The organism is Sphingobacterium alkalisoli (assembly GCF_005049105.1).
GTDB classification, from domain to species: domain Bacteria; phylum Bacteroidota; class Bacteroidia; order Sphingobacteriales; family Sphingobacteriaceae; genus Sphingobacterium; species Sphingobacterium alkalisoli.
Window position 1 is genome coordinate 1,398,100 of the sequence record NZ_SUKA01000001.1, and the last position, 20,089, is coordinate 1,418,188.

12 protein-coding genes are annotated in these 20,089 nt (G+C 40.7%); 2 read left to right on the plus strand and 10 right to left on the minus strand.

Features of this window, described 5'->3' with window-relative positions:
• Positions 1–84: 84 nt before the first annotated feature.
• The 3 genes from FAZ19_RS05245 to FAZ19_RS05255 form a co-directional block, all read right to left on the minus strand.
• Positions 85–1,233, minus strand: a complete 1,149-nt coding sequence (locus FAZ19_RS05245) for a FecR family protein (protein WP_136819631.1) — start codon at positions 1,231–1,233, stop codon at positions 85–87.
• A gap of 215 nt (positions 1,234–1,448) precedes the next feature.
• Positions 1,449–2,021, minus strand: a complete 573-nt coding sequence (locus FAZ19_RS05250) for an RNA polymerase sigma factor (RefSeq protein ID WP_136819632.1) — start codon at positions 2,019–2,021, stop codon at positions 1,449–1,451.
• A gap of 451 nt (positions 2,022–2,472) precedes the next feature.
• The gene (locus FAZ19_RS05255; RefSeq protein WP_136819633.1) at positions 2,473–2,697 is read right to left on the minus strand and encodes a helix-turn-helix domain-containing protein; all 225 of its coding nucleotides are present in this window, start codon (positions 2,695–2,697) and stop codon (positions 2,473–2,475) included.
• A gap of 115 nt (positions 2,698–2,812) precedes the next feature.
• Here FAZ19_RS05255 and FAZ19_RS05260 point away from each other — a divergent pair, with 115 nt between their 5' ends.
• Positions 2,813–3,496 (plus strand): hypothetical protein, encoded by a 684-nt coding sequence (locus FAZ19_RS05260; protein WP_136819634.1) that lies wholly within the window; start codon positions 2,813–2,815, stop codon positions 3,494–3,496.
• Positions 3,497–3,950: 454 nt separating this feature from the next.
• Here the strand turns inward: FAZ19_RS05260 and FAZ19_RS05265 are convergent, their stop codons facing one another.
• From FAZ19_RS05265 to FAZ19_RS05295, 7 genes are all read right to left on the minus strand, one after another.
• Positions 3,951–6,347, minus strand: a complete 2,397-nt coding sequence (locus tag FAZ19_RS05265) for an ABC transporter permease (RefSeq protein WP_136819635.1) — start codon at positions 6,345–6,347, stop codon at positions 3,951–3,953.
• Positions 6,348–6,430: 83 nt separating this feature from the next.
• The gene (locus FAZ19_RS05270) at positions 6,431–8,947 is read right to left on the minus strand and encodes an ABC transporter permease (RefSeq protein ID WP_136819636.1); all 2,517 of its coding nucleotides are present in this window, start codon (positions 8,945–8,947) and stop codon (positions 6,431–6,433) included.
• A gap of 49 nt (positions 8,948–8,996) precedes the next feature.
• On the minus strand, positions 8,997–11,420 hold the full coding sequence (locus FAZ19_RS05275; RefSeq protein WP_136819637.1) for an ABC transporter permease: 2,424 nt from the start codon (positions 11,418–11,420) through the stop codon (positions 8,997–8,999).
• Between the two features lie 55 nt (positions 11,421–11,475).
• Positions 11,476–13,821 (minus strand): ABC transporter permease, encoded by a 2,346-nt coding sequence (locus FAZ19_RS05280; RefSeq protein ID WP_136819638.1) that lies wholly within the window; start codon positions 13,819–13,821, stop codon positions 11,476–11,478.
• A gap of 95 nt (positions 13,822–13,916) precedes the next feature.
• Positions 13,917–16,361 (minus strand): ABC transporter permease, encoded by a 2,445-nt coding sequence (locus FAZ19_RS05285; protein WP_136819639.1) that lies wholly within the window; start codon positions 16,359–16,361, stop codon positions 13,917–13,919.
• Between the two features lie 25 nt (positions 16,362–16,386).
• Positions 16,387–17,064, minus strand: coding sequence for an ABC transporter ATP-binding protein (locus FAZ19_RS05290; protein ID WP_136819640.1), 678 nt, complete (start codon positions 17,062–17,064; stop codon positions 16,387–16,389).
• Between the two features lie 110 nt (positions 17,065–17,174).
• Positions 17,175–18,425 (minus strand): efflux RND transporter periplasmic adaptor subunit, encoded by a 1,251-nt coding sequence (locus tag FAZ19_RS05295; RefSeq protein ID WP_136819641.1) that lies wholly within the window; start codon positions 18,423–18,425, stop codon positions 17,175–17,177.
• 342 nt (positions 18,426–18,767) lie between these two features.
• On the opposite strand from FAZ19_RS05295, the gene FAZ19_RS05300 reads away from it, so the two are divergent.
• Positions 18,768–20,087 carry a TolC family protein gene (locus FAZ19_RS05300; protein ID WP_136819642.1) on the plus strand — a complete coding sequence of 440 codons (1,320 nt, stop codon included), beginning with the start codon at positions 18,768–18,770 and terminating at the stop codon, positions 20,085–20,087.
• The last annotated feature ends 2 nt before the right edge of the window (positions 20,088–20,089 follow it).

Below are 20,089 nucleotides of genomic sequence, written 5' to 3' on the forward strand. Positions count from 1 at the left end.
GATTCGGTTGATCAGTTGTTTTTGGCCCAAGCCAAATTTTAATCAGGTTCCGATCTTCGGGATCTGGTTAATTTATTCAAGTAGTTATTTCGACACGTATACCTTCCTTCCTTCAACTTTAAAGTGAACTAATTTTGTGGATTCCAAAGCCCGGAGTATCTGGCTTATGTTTTTAGATCTGGAAACATTCCCTGAGAACGTACCTGTGGGGATGCTTCCCTCGTAAACGATCTGGATGTTATACCATCGTGCAATGTCACGCATAATGCTTTCTATACCCTTCTCAGTGAATATAAAATCGCCTTCTTTCCAGGCCATATTTTCTTCCAGGTTCGCTTTGGCGATACTGATAGACTCTCCTTGAAGTAGGGATTCCTGTCCAGGACTCAGCACAATTTCATCCTCATAGATAACTTTTCCGTTATCATTCCATGTGGCAGCCTGAAAATTTACACGCACGCTGCCTTCTAGAAGGGTGGTTATCACGTTCGCCTCTTCCTTATAGGCTTTAATGTTAAAGTGTGTCCCTAAAACAGTTACGTGCTGTCCTTTTGTTTTTACAATAAATGGATGCGCCTCATCTTTTTCAATTTGAAAGAAAGCCTCGCCTTCAAGGTCCACTTGGCGGTTTTTTAATGCCGTGAAAGAGGTTGGGTATCTTAAAGAAGAACCGGCATTCAAAAATACCAATGATCCGTCAGGTAAACGCAAACGCGTTCGCTGCCCTCTTGCAGTTGATAAGCTATTGTATTCTACTTGACCTGATCTACTTTCTCTAATTTCGTAAAGAATGCTACCGTCTGCTGCCTTTGAAATTTTTACTCCTCCCTGTCTCGCGATATCTCCAGTAATCGTGTTATTGATCGATATTTTTTCTCCATTTGCCAAAGTCAAAGTTGCTCCTTCTTTTCCCGGAGCAATATCATTAGCATAAGAAATTGTTTTTACTGCTGTTCTATCTGGCTGGTTGCTGAAGTAAAACAGACTAGCACCTAATACAGCTATAAATAATGCAGCAACTATTGCAATGCGTGGCCATAGTTTGACTTTACGAATCATTGGTCCTGGCAGATTCTGCTTTATCAATTCTAGCTGTTGCTGCTTTTGCGCATCATTGAATCCTGAAGTATCCTGCACATTTAATGCAGCATACCATTTTTCAACAATAGTCTGTTCAAGGGGATCTGCCTCCCCACTTATGTATCTCTTTAATAATTTTTCTGACTCTTTCATTGCCTAAAATAGGGAAATGTTTTACCCCCATTTATAGTTAAGACAAACAAACTCGCCCGAACAAGTATCCGAGATTAAAAAAAAGTTAAATAAATGTAAGGTTCTGCTTTTAATAGTTTGTTTTATCAGTGTTTTATTTGTTTTTGTATTGAAATTCAAGCGAAAAGTTCCATGAAAGATAATATTCATGGAGAATTTAGGAAATCAGGGGGTGATTAGGGGAAGAAAAAAGTGATGAAGTATAATGAGCCGAGTTTTTTTCTTAAAATTTTAAGTACATTGGTTATTTGTTTAGATACTGTCGTTTCTGAAGTACCCAGCAGTTCTGCAATCTGTTTATGGGAAAGTCCCTCTTCACGGCTTAATTTATACACTTCTCGCATGCGTTTTGGTAGAGCATCGATTTCCTTTTGTATCAGCTCTGTGAATTCTCTTTCTCGAATCTGAAGGTCGATCAGGTAGTTCCCTTCATTAATAAATTCCTCCAGTGATTCAAGATAATGCATCTCTTTTCTCCGCTTATAAATCAAATTGAGAGAGCGGTTCCTAATGGCTGTAAACAGGTAGTTGGACAATCCTGTAGTTATATTGAGAGATATTCTCTTATCCCAAAGTTCAGTAAACAACTCCTGAATAACATCTTGGACATCCTGAGCGTCACCAATTTTCTTATAGGCATGTTGCTGAAGCAGCACTTTATAGCGGTCATATATTTCCAAAAATGCCTTGTGGTCGCCTTCTTTTAGAAGCGTCATGAGTTCAGTTTCGGTTTGATTACTATATACCATAACAATGATTTCTATTGTCACTCAGCGACAGATAGTTCGATAATTTAATAAAGCATGGGGAAATCATATGAATTTAGTGATTTCTGTTAAAAATGGGCAATATTTAATATAGCAAAACGGATAATCCGTAACTAAAATAACTTTCTGGAATAATTCGCAAACAAACGCCCAAAAACAAAAAAAGATTTTATAATTTTTAACCTAAGTCAAAGCGATGTCGTCGTATAAATCCCGAAAATTGGCGTATCTCTATATATTTAATATGCGAATTTAATCAAAATTTCCAAATAATGCAATCTGTTGGTCTTTATAGAAAGGATCATTGTACTGCTTGTTTGAATGATTACTTCGCAATTCCTAATGTCAGGATGACAAAATGAAAAGTATAATGTGCGACGCGTACTATAGTAAAATATTCCCTCATTTGGATTACGCTATAATATTACACATTCTAAGAATCTGACTCGTCTAAACTTAAGTCTGCACAGAGAATTTTCATCATTTCGCAAGGATCTGTATCAATAGCTAATGCGATCAAGTACATTTCATCTAAACGTAGTTTGGCGGTATCGGTCATGGTCAATTCGTTAATTCTAGCCTTGCTGAGTCCGGTTTTACGGGCCACCATCGATTTGTTAACTGATTTCTTTGCTAAGTATTCTCCTAATTTGGTCATCTATTATATCTATTTGTATAGATAAATGTATAAAATGTAAATATTTTTTAATCAAATGTTTTGAATATTGATATTTAATCTATTTATTTGTATAGAAAAACTATATAAACAAACTATGAAAGAAAAAGAAATTATTCCGAAGACAAAAGCGTATTCCATCCGATGCAGTGAATTAGAAATACTAATTATTTACCGACTGTTGATTTTAAGGCTTGCTAAACATTTGTCCGGCAAGGAGGCTTCTTTCTTAATGGGTAAGCCACTGGATTATATTGATAAAGTTGAAACATTTGAAATAAAGCGGATATATGCTCATGATTTATATGTTTTTACACAGGTGTTGGATTTCGAAAATGCGGGGAGCGCATATCCAATACCCATCGATCCGAACAATGAGAAAAATAGTTATCAAATGGTAGTTACGAACTATACTGATCGTGTTATTTACGACTTGAAACAGGTGGATAGTAACAATACTCCGATAAAAACTATCTTTTTGCTAGTTGATACTAGCAATGTTCAAATCGTGTATAATTCCGATGAAGAAGAATATGGAAAGTTAAAAAGTACACTGCACGAACTTTTTGAAGAAGGTTATTTTAGCGAAGAAAGACTTGCTTATGATATTCTATATACCTGTAACAAACGAATGGATAGTTACATAAAACCCAAAAAACTCATGGAAATTATACAAAACCACATGGAAGGAAAAGAAAGGTTCTCCTTAGTGCAAAAAAAATCTAGCAAGCCGAATTTTACTGGCCTAGTATATATAAAAAAAGAAATGATGACTACTTGATAAGTACGCTGAAAATAGCGTTAAAATCTTTAAGCCGTAGGATCTTCCAATTATTAACCAATTTCCCCAAAATCGGTTTGGTTTTTTATTCTTGACACCCTACGGCTTATTTATAAAGACTTCCGTCCGATGCTTCGTTCCAGCTCCTAACGAGATACTTACTGCGCTTTTGGGATTTATTGCCTCCGTAGATCAAAACCTTTGCACAAGTGTTTCCTGATGGCTTTCGAATTTGTCCAACTGTTTAAACATTTCTGTGGTTATTGTCTTAGCCGCTTTTATTTCTGTCGCTATAAAGGTGCGGTCAACCTTCCAATTATTTCATTCGCTATCCTTGTGGTTACAAACATCATTCAATCCTTTGACATGACAGATGTAAATCATTTTGATGAAATTACATAACTTCTATTGATGAAATTACATAAACTGTACTGATGAAATTACATAGATTGTTTTACTCATCCCTCAAACTATCCACGGGGTTTGTTCTAGCGGCATGCGCTGCACGAAAACCTACAACGGCTAACATACAACTAAAGGTAAATACGCTTGTTAACACAAATAAAAGCCATGGGATTTGAATTCGGAAAGCAAAATTTTCGAGCCACTTATGCATCATCCACCAGGCAGCAGGAACAGCAACGAATACGGCATAAAATACAGGTTTTGCAAAGGAGCCAGAAAGGAGCAATACTATAGAATTGACAGAGGCTCCCATTACTTTACGAATACCGATTTCCTTGATCCGGCGTTCGATAGTATAAATAGCAATGCCAAATACACCTAAAAGAGCTATCAGCAAACTTATACTGCTAAAAAAGGCCAATTGTTGATATTGCTTTTCTTCTTTCTGATATTGCGCTTTCACTTGATCCTCAAGCCAATTGATCTGCGAAGTTCTATTCGGGAAAAATTTGTTCCATGTGGCGGTGACGGCAGCTAAGGCTTGTTTTTCCTGACCATGTGCCACACGTATTGTCATACAAGCACCTTCCCAATTCTTTCGTGCTTCAATAATGGTTGACATAATAGGGTAGCGGAGGCTGCCTGGGTGAAAGTCTTGGAAAATACCTACGGGCGTATGGCGTATAGGTTTGGAGCCTATATTTACTTGTAAACCATGATTGCCAGCCAAGGTTCTGCTCACAAGCACATTGCTGTATATCTCCCTCTGTAGCGTTACAGAATCATAAACAACGGCATCAAAAGCACGATCGGGTTGTAATTGTCTTCCTTTTTGAAGTTTTAACCCAAACGTATTTGCAAAATCAAAATCCCCTGTAATGAGGGCGATCATCTCTTTTTTGTCGGGATCGTCAGGATGCATTACTTCTTTGAAATCTACCCCTCCACTAAATGGAGTCCACATCGATAGACTCACTGCTGTAATAGCCGGATTTTGTAAAAGAACTTGTTTAAAAGTCTGATCTTTGCCCTCCCATGCCGTGTAATCCAAAACGAGAAGGTTTTTAGGCTCATAGCCAAGATCCTTGTTGTGCATATATTGTAGCTGTGAGCGTATGGTGAGCATACAGATGATCACCGTCATCGCTATGCTAAATTGTAAGGAAACGAGGATTCTGGTAAAACCTGTATTCAAAGGCAGTTGGAGTACCGATAAACGTTTTTTAAGTTGGTGAGCGGTTTGGGTTTTAGATAGCAGGATAGCTGGGAACAGGCTACATATTATACCCAACAATATCCAAAAGAACACTAACCCCAGAAACATAAACCATGAACGATGAAACACCATGGTAAGTGGGTGACCCAGATATTTTTCAAAAGCAGGTAAGATTAAGATATAGATAAAGGTCGCTAAAATTAGAGCAACGCCGAAAAGCAAGGAGCTTTCGGCTCCCATTTGGGATATCAAGTGGGATCGATTGGCTCCGAGGGCTTTTCGTATACCAGTTTGCTGCGTACGTTTTACTGCATGAGCAAATGTAAGGTTGACAAAATTAATGCTAATCAAGATTAGGATGAGTATGCCGATGCCGATAAACATGTAAATGTCCCGCATCGGACTATCCCATCCGGTAACTGAGCGAAGGTGTATATCTTTAATAGACTGGAACTCAAAGACCATACCCTCAAAGTGTTTATTTGGTAATTGGTTTTTAAACCAAATGCCAATTTTTTTTGCCAATTGAGCTGTATCTGTATGATGCTTTATACGAACGTATTGCCCAGACCGGCTTCCTGCATTTTCTGGTTTGAAGGTTTGTGTCTCTGAAGAGATGAGAATAGCATCTGCTTTAAGATGTGTATTTTGAGGTAGGTTAGCTATAACCGAATTGATAACATATGCTTGAGGGGGGCCTTCGTCAGGGATATCGTAAAATATTTTGCCGAGAATGTCTTTGCCGGGAAAATATTGTTGGCGTAAACTTTCTGTAATGACTAAATTCTTCACTTGAGCAATGGTTTGTTTCGGATTACCTTCTAACAGTTGGGTGTCAAATAAATTAAAAAAATTGGTATCTGATTCCAGAACCTCAATTTCGATATTCCTATGAGAAACACTATCTATTGCGAGTATAGGTCGAAAGGTATTAATATGAGTGTAGTTGATTACTTCTGGAAAAAGTGTTGGCAATACTGTTGCAAGTCCTGAAGGAACACTCTCGGACCTAAATTTGAACTGTCCATCTTTATCACGATGGATAGTTCGGATACGATATAATTCATCTCCGTGGCTCCATTGTCGGTCGTAAGACATTTCATCCCACACCAAAGAGGCTACCAACATCACGACAACAAGACCTATTGTAAGACCTATCAAATTTGTAAAGGAATACGTACGGTTGATTAACATCGTTCGCCAAGCCGTCTTGAAGTAGTTTTTTATCATTTTCGGTATCGAGATCTAGTTATTATCTGTAATCTGTTATCATTTTTTTGTCCTTACTTCCTTTGGAGGGACTGTAGGAGAATTTATTCATCCCGCAAACTATCTACTGGATTCGCCATCGCAGCCCGTATGGCCTGCCAGCTGACGGTCAATAAGGCTACCACTATGGCTACAGATCCTGCCAAGGCAAATATCCACCACTCCATCTCAATGCGGTAAGCGAAATCTTCCAACCATTTACTCATTGCCCACCATCCAATGGGCGAGGCAATAACAGTGGCAATAAGCACAAGTCGTACGAAATCCGTGGACAACATCGCAACAATACTGGATACCGATGCCCCCAGCACCTTGCGGATGCCGATTTCTTTGATCCGCTTTTGGGTAAGGAAAGCGCTGATGGCGAAAATACCCATAGCGGCAATGATCATGGAGATAATGGACAGTAAGGTAACTAAGTGATTCAGTTTTTCGTATTTATCTATGAGCTTTGCAAAATCATCTTGCAACCAGGCATACCGCATCGGTCCGCTTTTTTCAATATCTCGCCATAAAGTCTTTATTTTTTCTAATGACCGCTGAGCCGCAAAACCGTCTTGGAATCGGATAAGTAATTGACGTCGACCACCGGTCATGCCTGGTAATGTTCCAATTACATACAATTCAGGTTCAATGGCTTGTTGATAACCTGATAAATGAACATCCTGTGCTACTCCAATGATACGGTATTCCATTCCCAAGGCAGAAATCTGTTCCCCTACCGGCTGTGTCAGCCCCATACGCAATGCCGCGGTTTGGTTTATAATAGCAGCATTAGCCGTGTCACGGGCAAATGCTTCCGAAAAAGTACGCCCCTGCGCCATATCTATCCCCAACGTCTCAAAATATCCCAATCCGACCCAATTGGCACGTACGGAAAGCGTGTCTGATGTCCGGCCGAAAGCAGCAGGTTGTATGCTGTGTGAGGGTTTTCCCGGATAAAAATGAGAAGTTCCAAGGGTTTTGATTTCAGGCATCGCCCTTAGGGTGTTCATTAGTGCATGATGCTCATCAAGGTTGGCGAAAAAATCCATATCAACCCGTTCTGCATCTATTCGCAATACCTGTTCGGTGTCAAAACCCGGGTCGTTGTTTTTCATGAAATCCAATTGTGAACGTACAACAACCAAGGAGATAATGAATACCAAAGCAACCACGAATTGGAAAACGACAAGTGTGTTACGAATACCGCGGCCACGTTGTCCATTTTGTAATTCGCCGCTAAGTAGCCTTACCGACTTGAACCTCGTAGCGATAAAAGCGGGATAAAGTCCCGATGCCAACGTCACCACTAAGCCCGTCAATATCAATTGCCCTACTAGCTGCCAATTTGTCGTTTGGGCAATATTGTTCCAGAACTCGAGTTCCAATGCCATCTTCTTATTCAGGTAACGGATAATGAAATAGCTGAATACTAAAGCTGCAATCAATGCAATACTCACCTGAAAAAAAGAGCTAGTTAGGGATTGCCAAATGATCTGTGACTTGCTGGCACCGACGACTTTTCGGATTCCCGTGTTTTTGGCCTGTGTATTTTCGATGGCAATGGCGATGTTAGCATAATTGATGGCCGCAAGGAGCAGTACAAGTGTGCCGATGATAGAAAAAATCAATACGGGAACATGATTCCCTTTTTCAAAATCTAGTACGGGATGGTTCGCCGGGGAATCACTCCACCCGAAAGTCATTGGTGATAAGTGGATGCTGGCCACGGATTCCAAATGCAGGTGAATATTTTTTATACCCATGAACTCAGCTAGCCATTTTGATGCAGTCTCGGCGCTAAAAATCGTTGTCTCCGAAGCTTCTTGCTTAGTATGCTTGATATATGGATTAGCTTGCTGTCCCAATGCAAAATTGTAAACAAAAGCCTCTTCAGCCTTATGTCGCAATTGTTGTAGGTTAGCGTTAGGTTTTAGCAAAACATAATGTGTCAAAACGCGGGCATTCCAATTGTTTTGGTCAAACGATGTAGATAAGCACATATGAATATCTAGATGTGATGGCCCCGGTTTTTCAAAAACTCCGCTAACTGTATACGTCTTTTTGTTTATCTCCACTGTTTTTCCTGTTGGATCAGCGGGGCCAAACCACTTTTCAGCGGTTGCTCTGCTTAATACGACTTGGTCAGGTCTACTAAGAGCAAAATCTATATTGCCATAACGGAACGGATAAGAAAATATCTTAAAGAAATTGCTGTCTGCAACAATCGCCTGATGTTCGTAGAAGGGTTCGTCTTCGATTTTTACTAATACTTCTCCCATTTCCCTAAAAGCAGTACTTAAATCCACCTCCGGTAGGTGTTCTTGCATATACCATCCCAATGCTGGGGGAGAAAACGAAGTCAATTCATAATTATTGCCCCACTCGCTCTCTGTATTTATCCGGTAGACACGCGACAACTGTTCATTCCATCGGTCATAACTGTGTTCGCGGTTGATATAAATCAATATAGTTATAAGAACAGCCATGCCCAATGATAAGCCTAAAATACCCCATACGGTAAACTGACTGTTTTTCCATGTGTTCCGCCACGCTGTTTTAAAATAATATTTTATCATGTCTTTCGTATTAAGATCTGGCAATTAAATTATCTATAATCGTTGTTCTTTATTCATCCCTCAAGCTGTCTACCGGGTTGGCCACCGCTGCCCTCACAGCTTGCCAGCTTACCGTCAGCAATGCCACGACAACTGCCAAGAAGCCCGCCAAAGCGAATATCCACCATTCTATATCGATACGATAAGCAAAATCTTCCAGCCATTTGTTCATCGCCCACCAAGCAATGGGGGAGGCGATGATAATAGCCACAAACACAAGTTTTACAAAATCTTTGGACAGCATCGCAACAATGCCTGAAACCGAAGCACCCAGAACTTTGCGGATACCAATTTCTTTGGTACGTTGAAATGCGGTGAGCGTCGCTAAGCCAAACAGACCGAGGCAACTGATAAATATCGTAACCCCTGTAGCTAAATCAATCAGTTTTGCTGTACGGTGTTCGGTCCCATAGAGAGTCTTTATCTTTTCGTCGGCGAATTTGTATTCGAACGGTGCGTTAGGATAAAAAATTTTCCATTCTTTTTCCATTAATGCGAAGGTTTTTGTCCATAGGTTGCGATCATTCGGCAGTTTGATATGGAACGTTTGCAGTTGTCCGCTCTTATTGGAGGATCCTAAGATCAACGGTTCTATTTTTACATGCAGTGATTTTTGGTGAAAATCCTTAAATACGCCAACAATGGAAAAATTTTTATTATCATCTTGCGTCAAAATATGGCCAACGGCTTGTTCGGGGGACGAGATACCCAAGGGTTTCAAAGTAGATTCGTTAATCAGAACCTCACGCATCGTGTCTGTTTGCTGTATATTACGGCCGGCTAATAATTCGATATGATAGAGATCTACAAAATCTTTATCCACGTATTTTCTTGGAGCGTGAAGTTGTACTTGTCCGGTATCTGCGGCGAAGTAATAAATATCTCCCCAATGACTGTTATTTTGAGGTTCATGTCCTAATGCGATATTTGCTATTTCAGGATATTTTGACAGGGCTTGTTTGTATAAAAAAGGGTCGACATCCGCATTTTGATATGATTTGTAAGGCATGCGGATAGTCACTATAGCATCGTGAGCAAAACCTAGATCTTTCTGCAGTGTGAAATCCAGTTGTTGACCTATAATAAGTGCTCCCACCACAAAAAACTGAGCAATGACAAATTGGAAGACAATTAGCGCCTTGAGCAAGCTAAAACGTGTTCCCTTAATTTTGGTCTCTATTTTTCCTTTCAATGTGTCTATAGAACGTACTTTGTTGATCAAATAGGAAGGATACAGCCCGCCTAAAAGAGATACCAGAAGAACTAGTATAAACAGAAACAGGACAACAATCCAATTGTTATTGAATTGTTCCATTCCCGAAGGAATAAATTCAGGATATATTCGCCGAAATAATTCGACAATCGGCCATGATAATAGTAAAGCCAGCAAGACAGTAAATAATGTTTCTACAAGGAAATTTGCCGTAAGATAAAGTGGGCTCGCGCCTAAAGTTTTGCGGACACCAATCTCTTTAGCGCGTTGAGGCATTTGTGATGTACTCAAATTGACATAATTAATACATGCCAGGATTAATAAGAATCCTCCAATCATCACTAATCCGTAAAGTACTTTTTTATTGATGCTACTTCCTTCGGTGTCGAATTGCTTTTCGAAATGTTTATCTTTCAAAGGAGAAGAAGTAAAATTAATCTTAGCACCAAGTTTTTCGTGCTCTTTAGCGGCCGTTTCCTGATAACGTTGTATTACCATAGATAATAAGCGTTTCAAGGATGCCTGATTTTTTGTTTTGACATAAAGGGTGTGGTTTGAATTCATACCGCTCCAGTTCTGATTATGCCATTCCTTATCGGGAATAGACATGAATACCTGTGCATTAAAGCTGCTTGGAAAGGATAGTTTTCTGACTACGCCTGATACCACAAACTGTGTTGTATCTGCCACTATAACCTTGCCTAAAAGTTCCGTGGAGCTATTTTTAGGAAAATACTGTCGCGCTCGCTCTTCCGTGAGTACCAGATTGTTGGGTTGGAAAAAAGCCGTTTCGGCATTGCCTGCAACCCATTCATAAGGAAGTAGTTGGAAGTAATCCGCCCGCGTGCCCACTATGCCCTCTTGCTCATCCAGTGTCAGGGGCTCTTCTTCATGATCCTGCGGTATCGACAAACGTTCAAAATTTTGGTTATATATAGGTACGATAAGAGCATCATCCAATGACTCATCTGCTAACAGCGGTGCCATACCCAAAGGAACACCTGCGAAACTGCTCTTTTTTCCTTCAAATTCCTGCCTAGATACAATCTGATGAACGTGCTCAATATCGGGAATCTTCTTGTCGAAAGATAACTCATAATGCACAATGCTGAATACCAACCAGCAGGCACTGATGCCGATCGACAGCCCGATCATGTTCAACGCGGTAAATAACTTATTGCGCCAAAGATAACGGAGAGTAGTTTTAATTTTGTTGTTCATCTTTTTACAATTTAGATATCCTTAATCCTTGTTCTTTCATCCTTGTTCCAACATACTATTCATCCCGCAAACTATCCACCGGATTCGCTACCGCTGCCCGAATCGCCTGCCAGCTCACCGTAAATAAAGCGATCCCTATTGCCAACAATCCGGCCAGTACAAACATCCACCATTGGATATCGATGCGGTAGGCAAAATCGGCCAACCATTTATTCATCGCCCACCAGGCAATGGGTGTGGCAATGATAATGGCAACAAACACAAGTTTTACAAAATCGATGGAAAGCATAGAAGCGATACCTGATACCGATGCACCTAGCACTTTGCGAATCCCGATTTCTTTGATACGTGTCTCGGTGATATAGGAGATAAGCCCGAACAGGCCCAGGCAAGAGATAAATATAGCCAACAGCGAAAACGTCAGGGATAAAGAAGCCGTTTGTTGCTGGTTCTTGAATTTTTCGGCATAGCGTTCATCCACAAAACGGTAGTTGAACGGATAGGCCGGGTCGAATTTCTTTACGGTGCTTTCGATGAAAGCTAAAGTTTTATTCATTGCCTGCTGATTGTCCGTACGAATAATCATATTTTTGAGATTATCAATCCATGAGAAGACCAGCATTGGCTCTACCTCGCTATACGGTGAGCCACTAACGAAGTCCGAAAACACACCCACGATCGTGTAAACCTCGTCTCCCCAGTTAAAAAGCTGCCCGATCGGGTTTTCCAGACCCATTGTTTTAATTGCTGCCTCATTGAGCAGAATAGCACGGTTATCACTAGGCAGGCGGGGATAGTCCAAGTCACGGCCATCCACCAGCTTGAGTCCCACGGTTTCGATAAAATCACTCTGCGCATTTGTCAAGAAGAAAGTCGTTTTTTTTGATTGTTCGGGCGTAGCACCCTGCCATGAAAAGTTCCCCCATGATGATGAGTTATTTTGGGTAATGGTCTGTCCGGTACGGGTTATATGGGTGACAAAACCACTGTTCAGCAGTTCGTTCTTGATCGTTTCATAATTCTCGACGGCTTTGCCCTCGAGGGCGACTTCCAGTAGTTGAGAGGTATCATACCCCACATCTCTGTCGCTCGCATACTGGATCTGTAGATGGATAATCAGAGTAGCGATTATCAGCACGACGGCAGAGCCAAATTGTAAGACCACCAATACGCTACGCATACTGAAATTAGATTTTTTGGATACTTTAATATTTTTTAGGGTCTTGATGGGCTGAAAAGCCGAAAGGACAAATGCCGGATAAACGCCGGCCAATAAGCCAGTAAAAATAACAAAACCCAACAGTATCAACCAAACCAACGGCCCGGTCGTCACGAAGGACAAGGGTTTGTCGAGCATTTGGTTGAACAGTGGCAAGGCCAAAAAGCTCGCCACAATGGCCAGGATCCCCGCCACGACCGATATGATGACAGACTCCGTCAAAAACTGACCGACCAGATTGCCCTTGCTCGCTCCGATGACTTTACGAACCCCGACTTCCTTGGCTCTCTTTTGTCCCTTTGCGGTGCTGAGGTTGACAAAATTTATACAGGCAATACATAGGATCAGCAGCCCTATCCCAGCAATAAGACGAACTTGGCTGATCTTGCCGCCCACAGCCACACCGTTCTCAAACTTCGAGTACAGGTGTATTCTGGACAAGGGATAGAGAAAGTTTACGTTGTTCTTCAAATCGGGAGCATGGGTACGCACCATAGGTTCGATCTTTTCGTTGAACACCTCGATGTCGACCCCAGGCCGGAGACTTACATAGGTACTATAGCTCATTGTATTCCAGTTCGAGGGATCCCGATCCATGGGAATCAAATAGTTAAAGCTAAAATCCGTATAGGTCGGTAGATCATTGAGCACCGAGACGACGGTGTAGGATTTTTCGTTGTCCAGCGTGATGGTCTTGCCAAGGGGGTCTTCGTCTCCAAATAGGCTTTTCGCCAAGCCCTCGGTCACGACGATATTGGTTTTGTTGCTGAGTGCGTCCTCTCTCATTCCCTTTATTGCCGGAAAATCGAATATTTTCAAGAAATCGGGATCGACCTCATTTCCATACGCTTTGATACCGTCACTTTTGAAGGTCAACAAACGCTCCCAATGCCGATACACCCGCGCGGCATATTCCACTTCCGGATGATTTTCGGTAAGTGCATCCGCCGCAGGATAAGGGGTGCTCTGACCAGTTGACATATCCACGATGTATCGGTTCAATACTTTGTAGATATTCTCCTGATTGCTGTAAAAATTGTCCTGTCGAAACTGGTTCTGCACCCACAGGGCAATGATCAGCACAGCAGACAGCCCTACGGTCAGACCAAGAATGTTAATAACGGTGAAGCCCTTGTTTTTCAGAAGGCTACGCCAAGCGGTTTTAATGTAGTTCCTTATCATTTTTTAGTATTCAGATTTCAGTATTGCAATCCAGTTATTATCTATAATCTTTGATTTTTCGGCGTATCGACAAATTTGCAAATACGCGGATTCGCTTATTCATCCCTTAAACTATCTACAGGATTGGCTAATGCCGCACGTATTGCCTGCCAACTGACAGTTAGCAAGGCCACCACTACGACCGCTGATCCCGCTAATGCAAATGGCCACCATTCTATGTCGATACGATAAGCAAAGTCTTCCAGCCATTTGTTCATCGCCCACCACGCAATGGGTGAGGCGATGACAATGGCCACAAACACAAGTCTTACAAAATCTTTGGACAGTAGTTTAACGATAGCGGCGATTGAAGCGCCTAATACCTTGCGAACTCCTATTTCTTTGGTTCGCTGTGTCGTTGTATAGGCCGCCAAGCCAAATAGCCCTAGACATGCAATGAAGATGGCTATAATTGCAAAGGAAGTGAAGATATTTTGAGTACGTCGAACATCGTTATATAACGCGGCAAACCCTTCATCCAAAAAGCTGTATTGGATTTTTTGGTTTGGAGAAAATTTATTCCAAATAGAGGTAATGTCCATGATGGTTTTGTCGATGTTGTTCGAACTGATTTTCACAGATGTTAGCGAGTTACTTCCTCCAATAGCCAAGCAAAGGGGCTGTAAGCCTTCTTCTCGTAGTGAACCAAAAATAAAGTCTTCAACGACTCCAATGATTGTATATGTTGTCCCGTTTGTAATTCGTGCGCCAATAGGGTCTTTTAACCCAAGTTCCTTTACCATTTTTTCATTTACTATTACCATCGCTGAGTCTGAGGCAATATCCGAGTTGAAATTTCTACCAGCAATCAGGTTGAGTCCAAATGTTTGAAGGTAATCTTTATCAACTATCCAAAATTGACCACCTTTTCCGGTCTCTTCCGTTCGTTTGCCTTCTTGCCAAAATGCATTGCCATTTCTCTTCGAACCATCCATCATGACGGGTAAATAATCGCTAATAGCTACATGTTGCACAGTATGTATATTGGCGAGTTCGCTTTTAAATGTTCTGACCTGATCCCCTAAAGTATTGGTACCATGTAATATCAATACTTGATCCTTGTTAAATCCGATGTCTTTGTTTAAGATAAAGTTCATCTGCTGATTGATAATCAGGGTTCCAATAATAAGGACAATAGAGGTTACAAATTGAAATACGACCAATCCGTTGCGAAATGTTGATGTTCCAGATCTTGAAGATATATTACCTTTCAGGACCGATATTGGGTTGAAGCTAGATAAATAAACGGCCGGGTATATTCCGGAGAGTAGCCCTAAAATTAATGCAACAGAGATAGCGGTTGGTATAAAATACCATTCATTCCACGGTATAGATAATGTTTTGTCTGCTAAGTTGTTGAAAACTGACAGGAGTGCGAAGCTGATACCAATACCCAGAAAGACCGAAATCAAACTGTAGAGCAATGATTCCGAAATAAATTGGCTCATTAATGCTTTCCGACTAGACCCGATTGTTTTTCTAACGCCTACTTCTTTTGCTCTCCTGGTAGCGTTTGCTGTAGAAAGGTTAATAAAGTTTATGGCAGCAATGATAAGGATAAATCCTGCAATGGCACTGAAAATCCATACGGTTTTAATATCACCTCTTTTTTGTGTTTCTAATTTGTAATCCTGAATATCTGATGAATATAAGTGGATTTTATCTAATCGTTGTAAGATGAGTTTTGCGGAGCTTAAGACAGGATTAACCTGCATGCCTGCCTGTGAAATGGCAGGTATGTAGTGATCTAGAATATATGATTTGGTAAGCTGCTTGGCCAAGGGCTCGATATCAGTTCCTTTTTTTAGCTTCAGATACGTGCAATAATTACTAGCGACCCAGTTTTGCTGTTCACCCGGATAAAAATCAATTCCTGATAAAGTCATAAAGAAATTAAAGCCATGCAAATGGGAATTGCTTGGTATATCCGCGATGACCGCAGTGATTGTGTAAGGTCTGTCTTTGTTGTTATTTAAATAGATGATCTTTCCAGATGGGTCTCCTTCAAAGTATTTTTCTGCTTTGCTCAGGGTTATAACCATGGTGTTAGGTTTATCGAGCGCTTGGGCTAATGATCCATAGATTACTGGTAGGGCGAAAATATCCAGTAAGGACTGGTCTATATAGGTAAAGCCATTGTCTGAAAAGTTTTCTGGGTTTTCATTAATGGATAGCTGATTACTTCCTGCGCCAAATAGTGGGTTGGAAAGCATTCTGCCCATGGCTTCGATTGCAGGAAATTCCTCTTTCAATGTTGGTCCAGCAGGCGCGGGCATGGCTATCCCTTTTAGAATTACATTGTCACGATTAGCAACACCTACTATTCTATATATCTGATCGGAGTCGGGATAAAATTTATCATAGCTGAGTTCGTGCTTCACGAAAAGAACGATGAGCAAACAGATGGATATACCGAAGGCAAATCCCCCGATCTTTATGATGGAGAATAGCTTTTGACTTCTAAGGTTTCTCCAAGCTATTTTTATGTAGTTTTTGATCATCTTATTTAGATATCCTTATTATCTTCTAAAACGTTGTCGTTTCCATAATTACCTGTCCGTCGAGCATACGGATCACACGATCTGCAAATCTGGCATCGTGCTCACTATGTGTTACCATTACTATAGTTGTTCCGGCTTCATTTAATTCAGTCAGCAAATGCATTACTTCGTTACCGTTGTTGGAGTCCAGATTTCCCGTTGGTTCATCGGCTAGTATTAATTTAGGCGTATTAACTACTGCGCGGGCTACGGCTACACGTTGTTGCTGACCGCCGGAAAGCTGCTGTGGAAAGTGATTTCGGCGATGCATGATCTGTACCTTTTCCAATACTTCCTCGACGCGGCGCTTGCGTTCTGCAGCAGGCACATTGGTATAGACGAGTGGAAGCTCCACGTTTTCAAAGACGGTTAGCTCGTCGATCAGATTGAAACTTTGGAAGACAAAACCAATATTATGCTTTCTAAGGTCTGATCGTTTGCGTTCGTTGAATTTTGCAACCTCGATATTGTTGAACAGGTAACTTCCTTCATCCAGATCATCCAGTAGACCGACAATGTTGAGTAGGGTTGACTTTCCACAACCAGAAGGGCCCATTACAGCTACAAATTCTCCTTCTTTGACATGTATAGTTAAATTGTTCAGCGCGACCGTCTCTACTTCTTCGGTGCGGTAATATTTTTGGAGGTTAGTTATTTTGATCATAGTATTCTAGATGTTAGATTTGAGATATTAGACTGTAGACTTGGGTGTTTGCTTGGTAATCGTTATTAGACTCCACGTTCATAATCTTTGTTCTTTATTTCTCATTTTACTTATTTCACATTCAATTCCTGTATTTTATCATATGTTTCGTAACTGGAAACAATTACTTTGTCACCCGGTGATAGCCCATTCATGACTTCATAAAAATCCGGGTTTTGTCGTCCCAGTTGAATATCTACACGATAGGCAATGTTACCAGATTTGTCTAATTTGAAGATCCAGTTGCCTCCTGTTTGTTGATAGAATCCTCCTTTTGCTAATAGAAGGGCTTTTGTCTCGTCGCTTAATGCCAGGCGAATTTGTAAGGTTTGTCCACGGCGAATGCTTTGCGGTCGTTCACCCGTAAATTCCATATCTACCTGAAAGCGACCACTGGTCACTTGTGTGTAGATCTTCTTAATACGAAGTTTGTAAGGTTTGCCCGATATGGTGAACAATCCTTCCAGATCGGGAAAAATCCGATTAATATAATGTTCGTCGATTTCAGCACGTACCTTAAACCCGGTCAGCACATCGATCTGTCCTAGGCGTTCGCCTGCGTTTTTATTTTGCCCGATCTCAGCATCAAAGGAAGTCAGTTGTCCATCCACCGGTGCGCGTAATATCAGATCGCCTACCTTCCGGCGCATCAGTTCTAACGCGCTCTGTGTACGCTTGTACGTTTCTCGATCCTGGTACAGTTTCTGGCTTGTGGACAGCGAATCCTGTAGCAGAATCTGTTTGGTTAATGCAACCCGCTCCTTTTGATAGTTATATTCGTTGACGGTTTTTTCGTACTCCTGTGAGCCAATCGCTTTTTCCTGAAAAAGTTTCTTGTTGAGCCGATATAAACGATCGGCTTCTTTTAAACCTTGCTCTACGTCCGCCATTTGGTTGCGGTTGTTGATAGATACCTGCTGTGCATTGGTTTGCGCGATCTGCGCCTGTGTTAATAGGTTTAGTACCTGTGTTTCCTGCTGTACAAGACTGAGTTCTAAATCTGTGTTGGATAGACGCATAATTGGATCTCCTTTTTTGAGGTGTGCGCCGTCTTCCACAAATTTCTCTTCCACGCGACCACCTACTGAGGCATCTAAGTAAATGCTGCTAATAGGTAATATCGTACCATTGATAGGGATAAATTCCTGAAAAGTCCCTTCTTTAACTTCCACGATATTTAGACGTTCAGCTTCTACATTCAATTTGCTGTTACCACTTGTGAAGTAGTAGCTAGCTCCGATTAATGCGAGTATACTCAAAATCCCGATAAGAGTAAGGATTCTTCTCTTATTCCATCTGCGTTGTTTTATCGGTCTGTCCATTGAAAAGTAGAAAGTATTAAATATAAAAAAAGTATGTCGTTTTCTCTTTTCCTAGAGAAGCTTGTGCCATTTTTTTAAAGTATTGTTATATAGTTGTTTAGTTGTTTTTTTGGAAAGCGGTTTGTCCGATAGTGAACACTTGATTGTTCATCTGCGAACAGTAGGATGAAGTGAATTGTATTGTACCAAGAGCTGGATTTTTGTGTCGAACAAAGTGTCCGATTCCGAACACTCGTTGTTCATCAACGTACATTTTTTTTAAGTCGGGGATTTTAACGTATTGGTTTTTTGTGATTTACTTGTTTGGCACAGGCTGTGAACGGATTTGGGAAATATCTAAAAATGAATTTAAAACTATTTTATTTTTATAATATACTTTTGATAATAATCGCGGATGGAGGTAAAGCTTTTTCTCAGGATTCAATAATCGATCTGCGTACATGTATTGTAATGGCATTGAAAAACAATCCACAACTGAAGCAAAATCAATTAATTGTAAGGCGGAGTGAGATCGATTACAAACAAGCGTGGCAAAATCAATTGCCGACCCTGAATGGGGATTTAAGTCATGGACTTAATCAGGGTAGGAATATTGATCCTACAACCAATCAATTTATTGAAGAAAATAGTACTACCGGAAATCAAGGCTTAGGTGCAGGGGTGAACCTGTTTAACGGCTTTCGGATTTTACATGATATACGTATGAAGTCTAATGCAAAAGAAGCCGGAAAATTGGAATTTGAAGGAAAGGCAAACGAGCTTCGCTTAGATGTGATAGAAACTTATATTCAGGTGCTGACCGCAAAGGATATGTTGAGTCAGTCCCATCGGCAATTGACCGTTACGAAAGAGCAGCTGCGTAGAGCTGAGGTTATGTTTAAAGAAGGTGCATATGCTCCGGGAGACTATTACGATATTAAAGGACAGTATAAAATGGATGAAAATAATGTGCAGGCGAACATACAATTTTTGTATGGTAATAGGTTGCGTTTAGCAAATCTGTTAAATATTTCGGAACCTGAACTGGGTGAACTCAAGCCTCTTCCTATGCTTGCTACCGACCCCGCTTTAGGCTGGGAGCAGCTCTACATAAAGGCGCAGACCCTTTTGCCCGAATATCAAGCCTTAGATTGGCGAATCAAGGAAGCGCAACAAAATATTAAGGTGGCGAAATCCTATTATTATCCTTCCTTATCGCTAGGAGCGGGGCTAAACAGTCGTTATTCGAGTAAAGGAGATTTTTCTTACTGGCAGCAATCGAAAAATAATCTAGGAAAAAGTATTTTTGTGACTTTAAGTATTCCTATCTTTAATCAGTTTCAGGTGCGTAACCAGATAAATCGTGCAAAAATTGGGTTTGAAGAAAATCGGTTACAAAAGGAGATCGCTTTGAATAATTTGCGGGAATCTACTGCAAAGGCGGTCTTTGATTTGAAAGCGACGTTGGAGAGTGTGCAAAATCTGAAAGAACAGGAACAAAGCTATGCGGAATCATTCCGGATTGCCCAGGTTCAATTTGATGAAGGAGCAAGCAATTCAGTCCTTTACCTGACAGCGAAAAACAAATTTGATGCAGCGAAAAACCAGTTGTTGTTGAAGCGATACGCATATTTATTACAAAAGTATATCAATGATTATTACGCAGGTAATCTCGATTTATAATT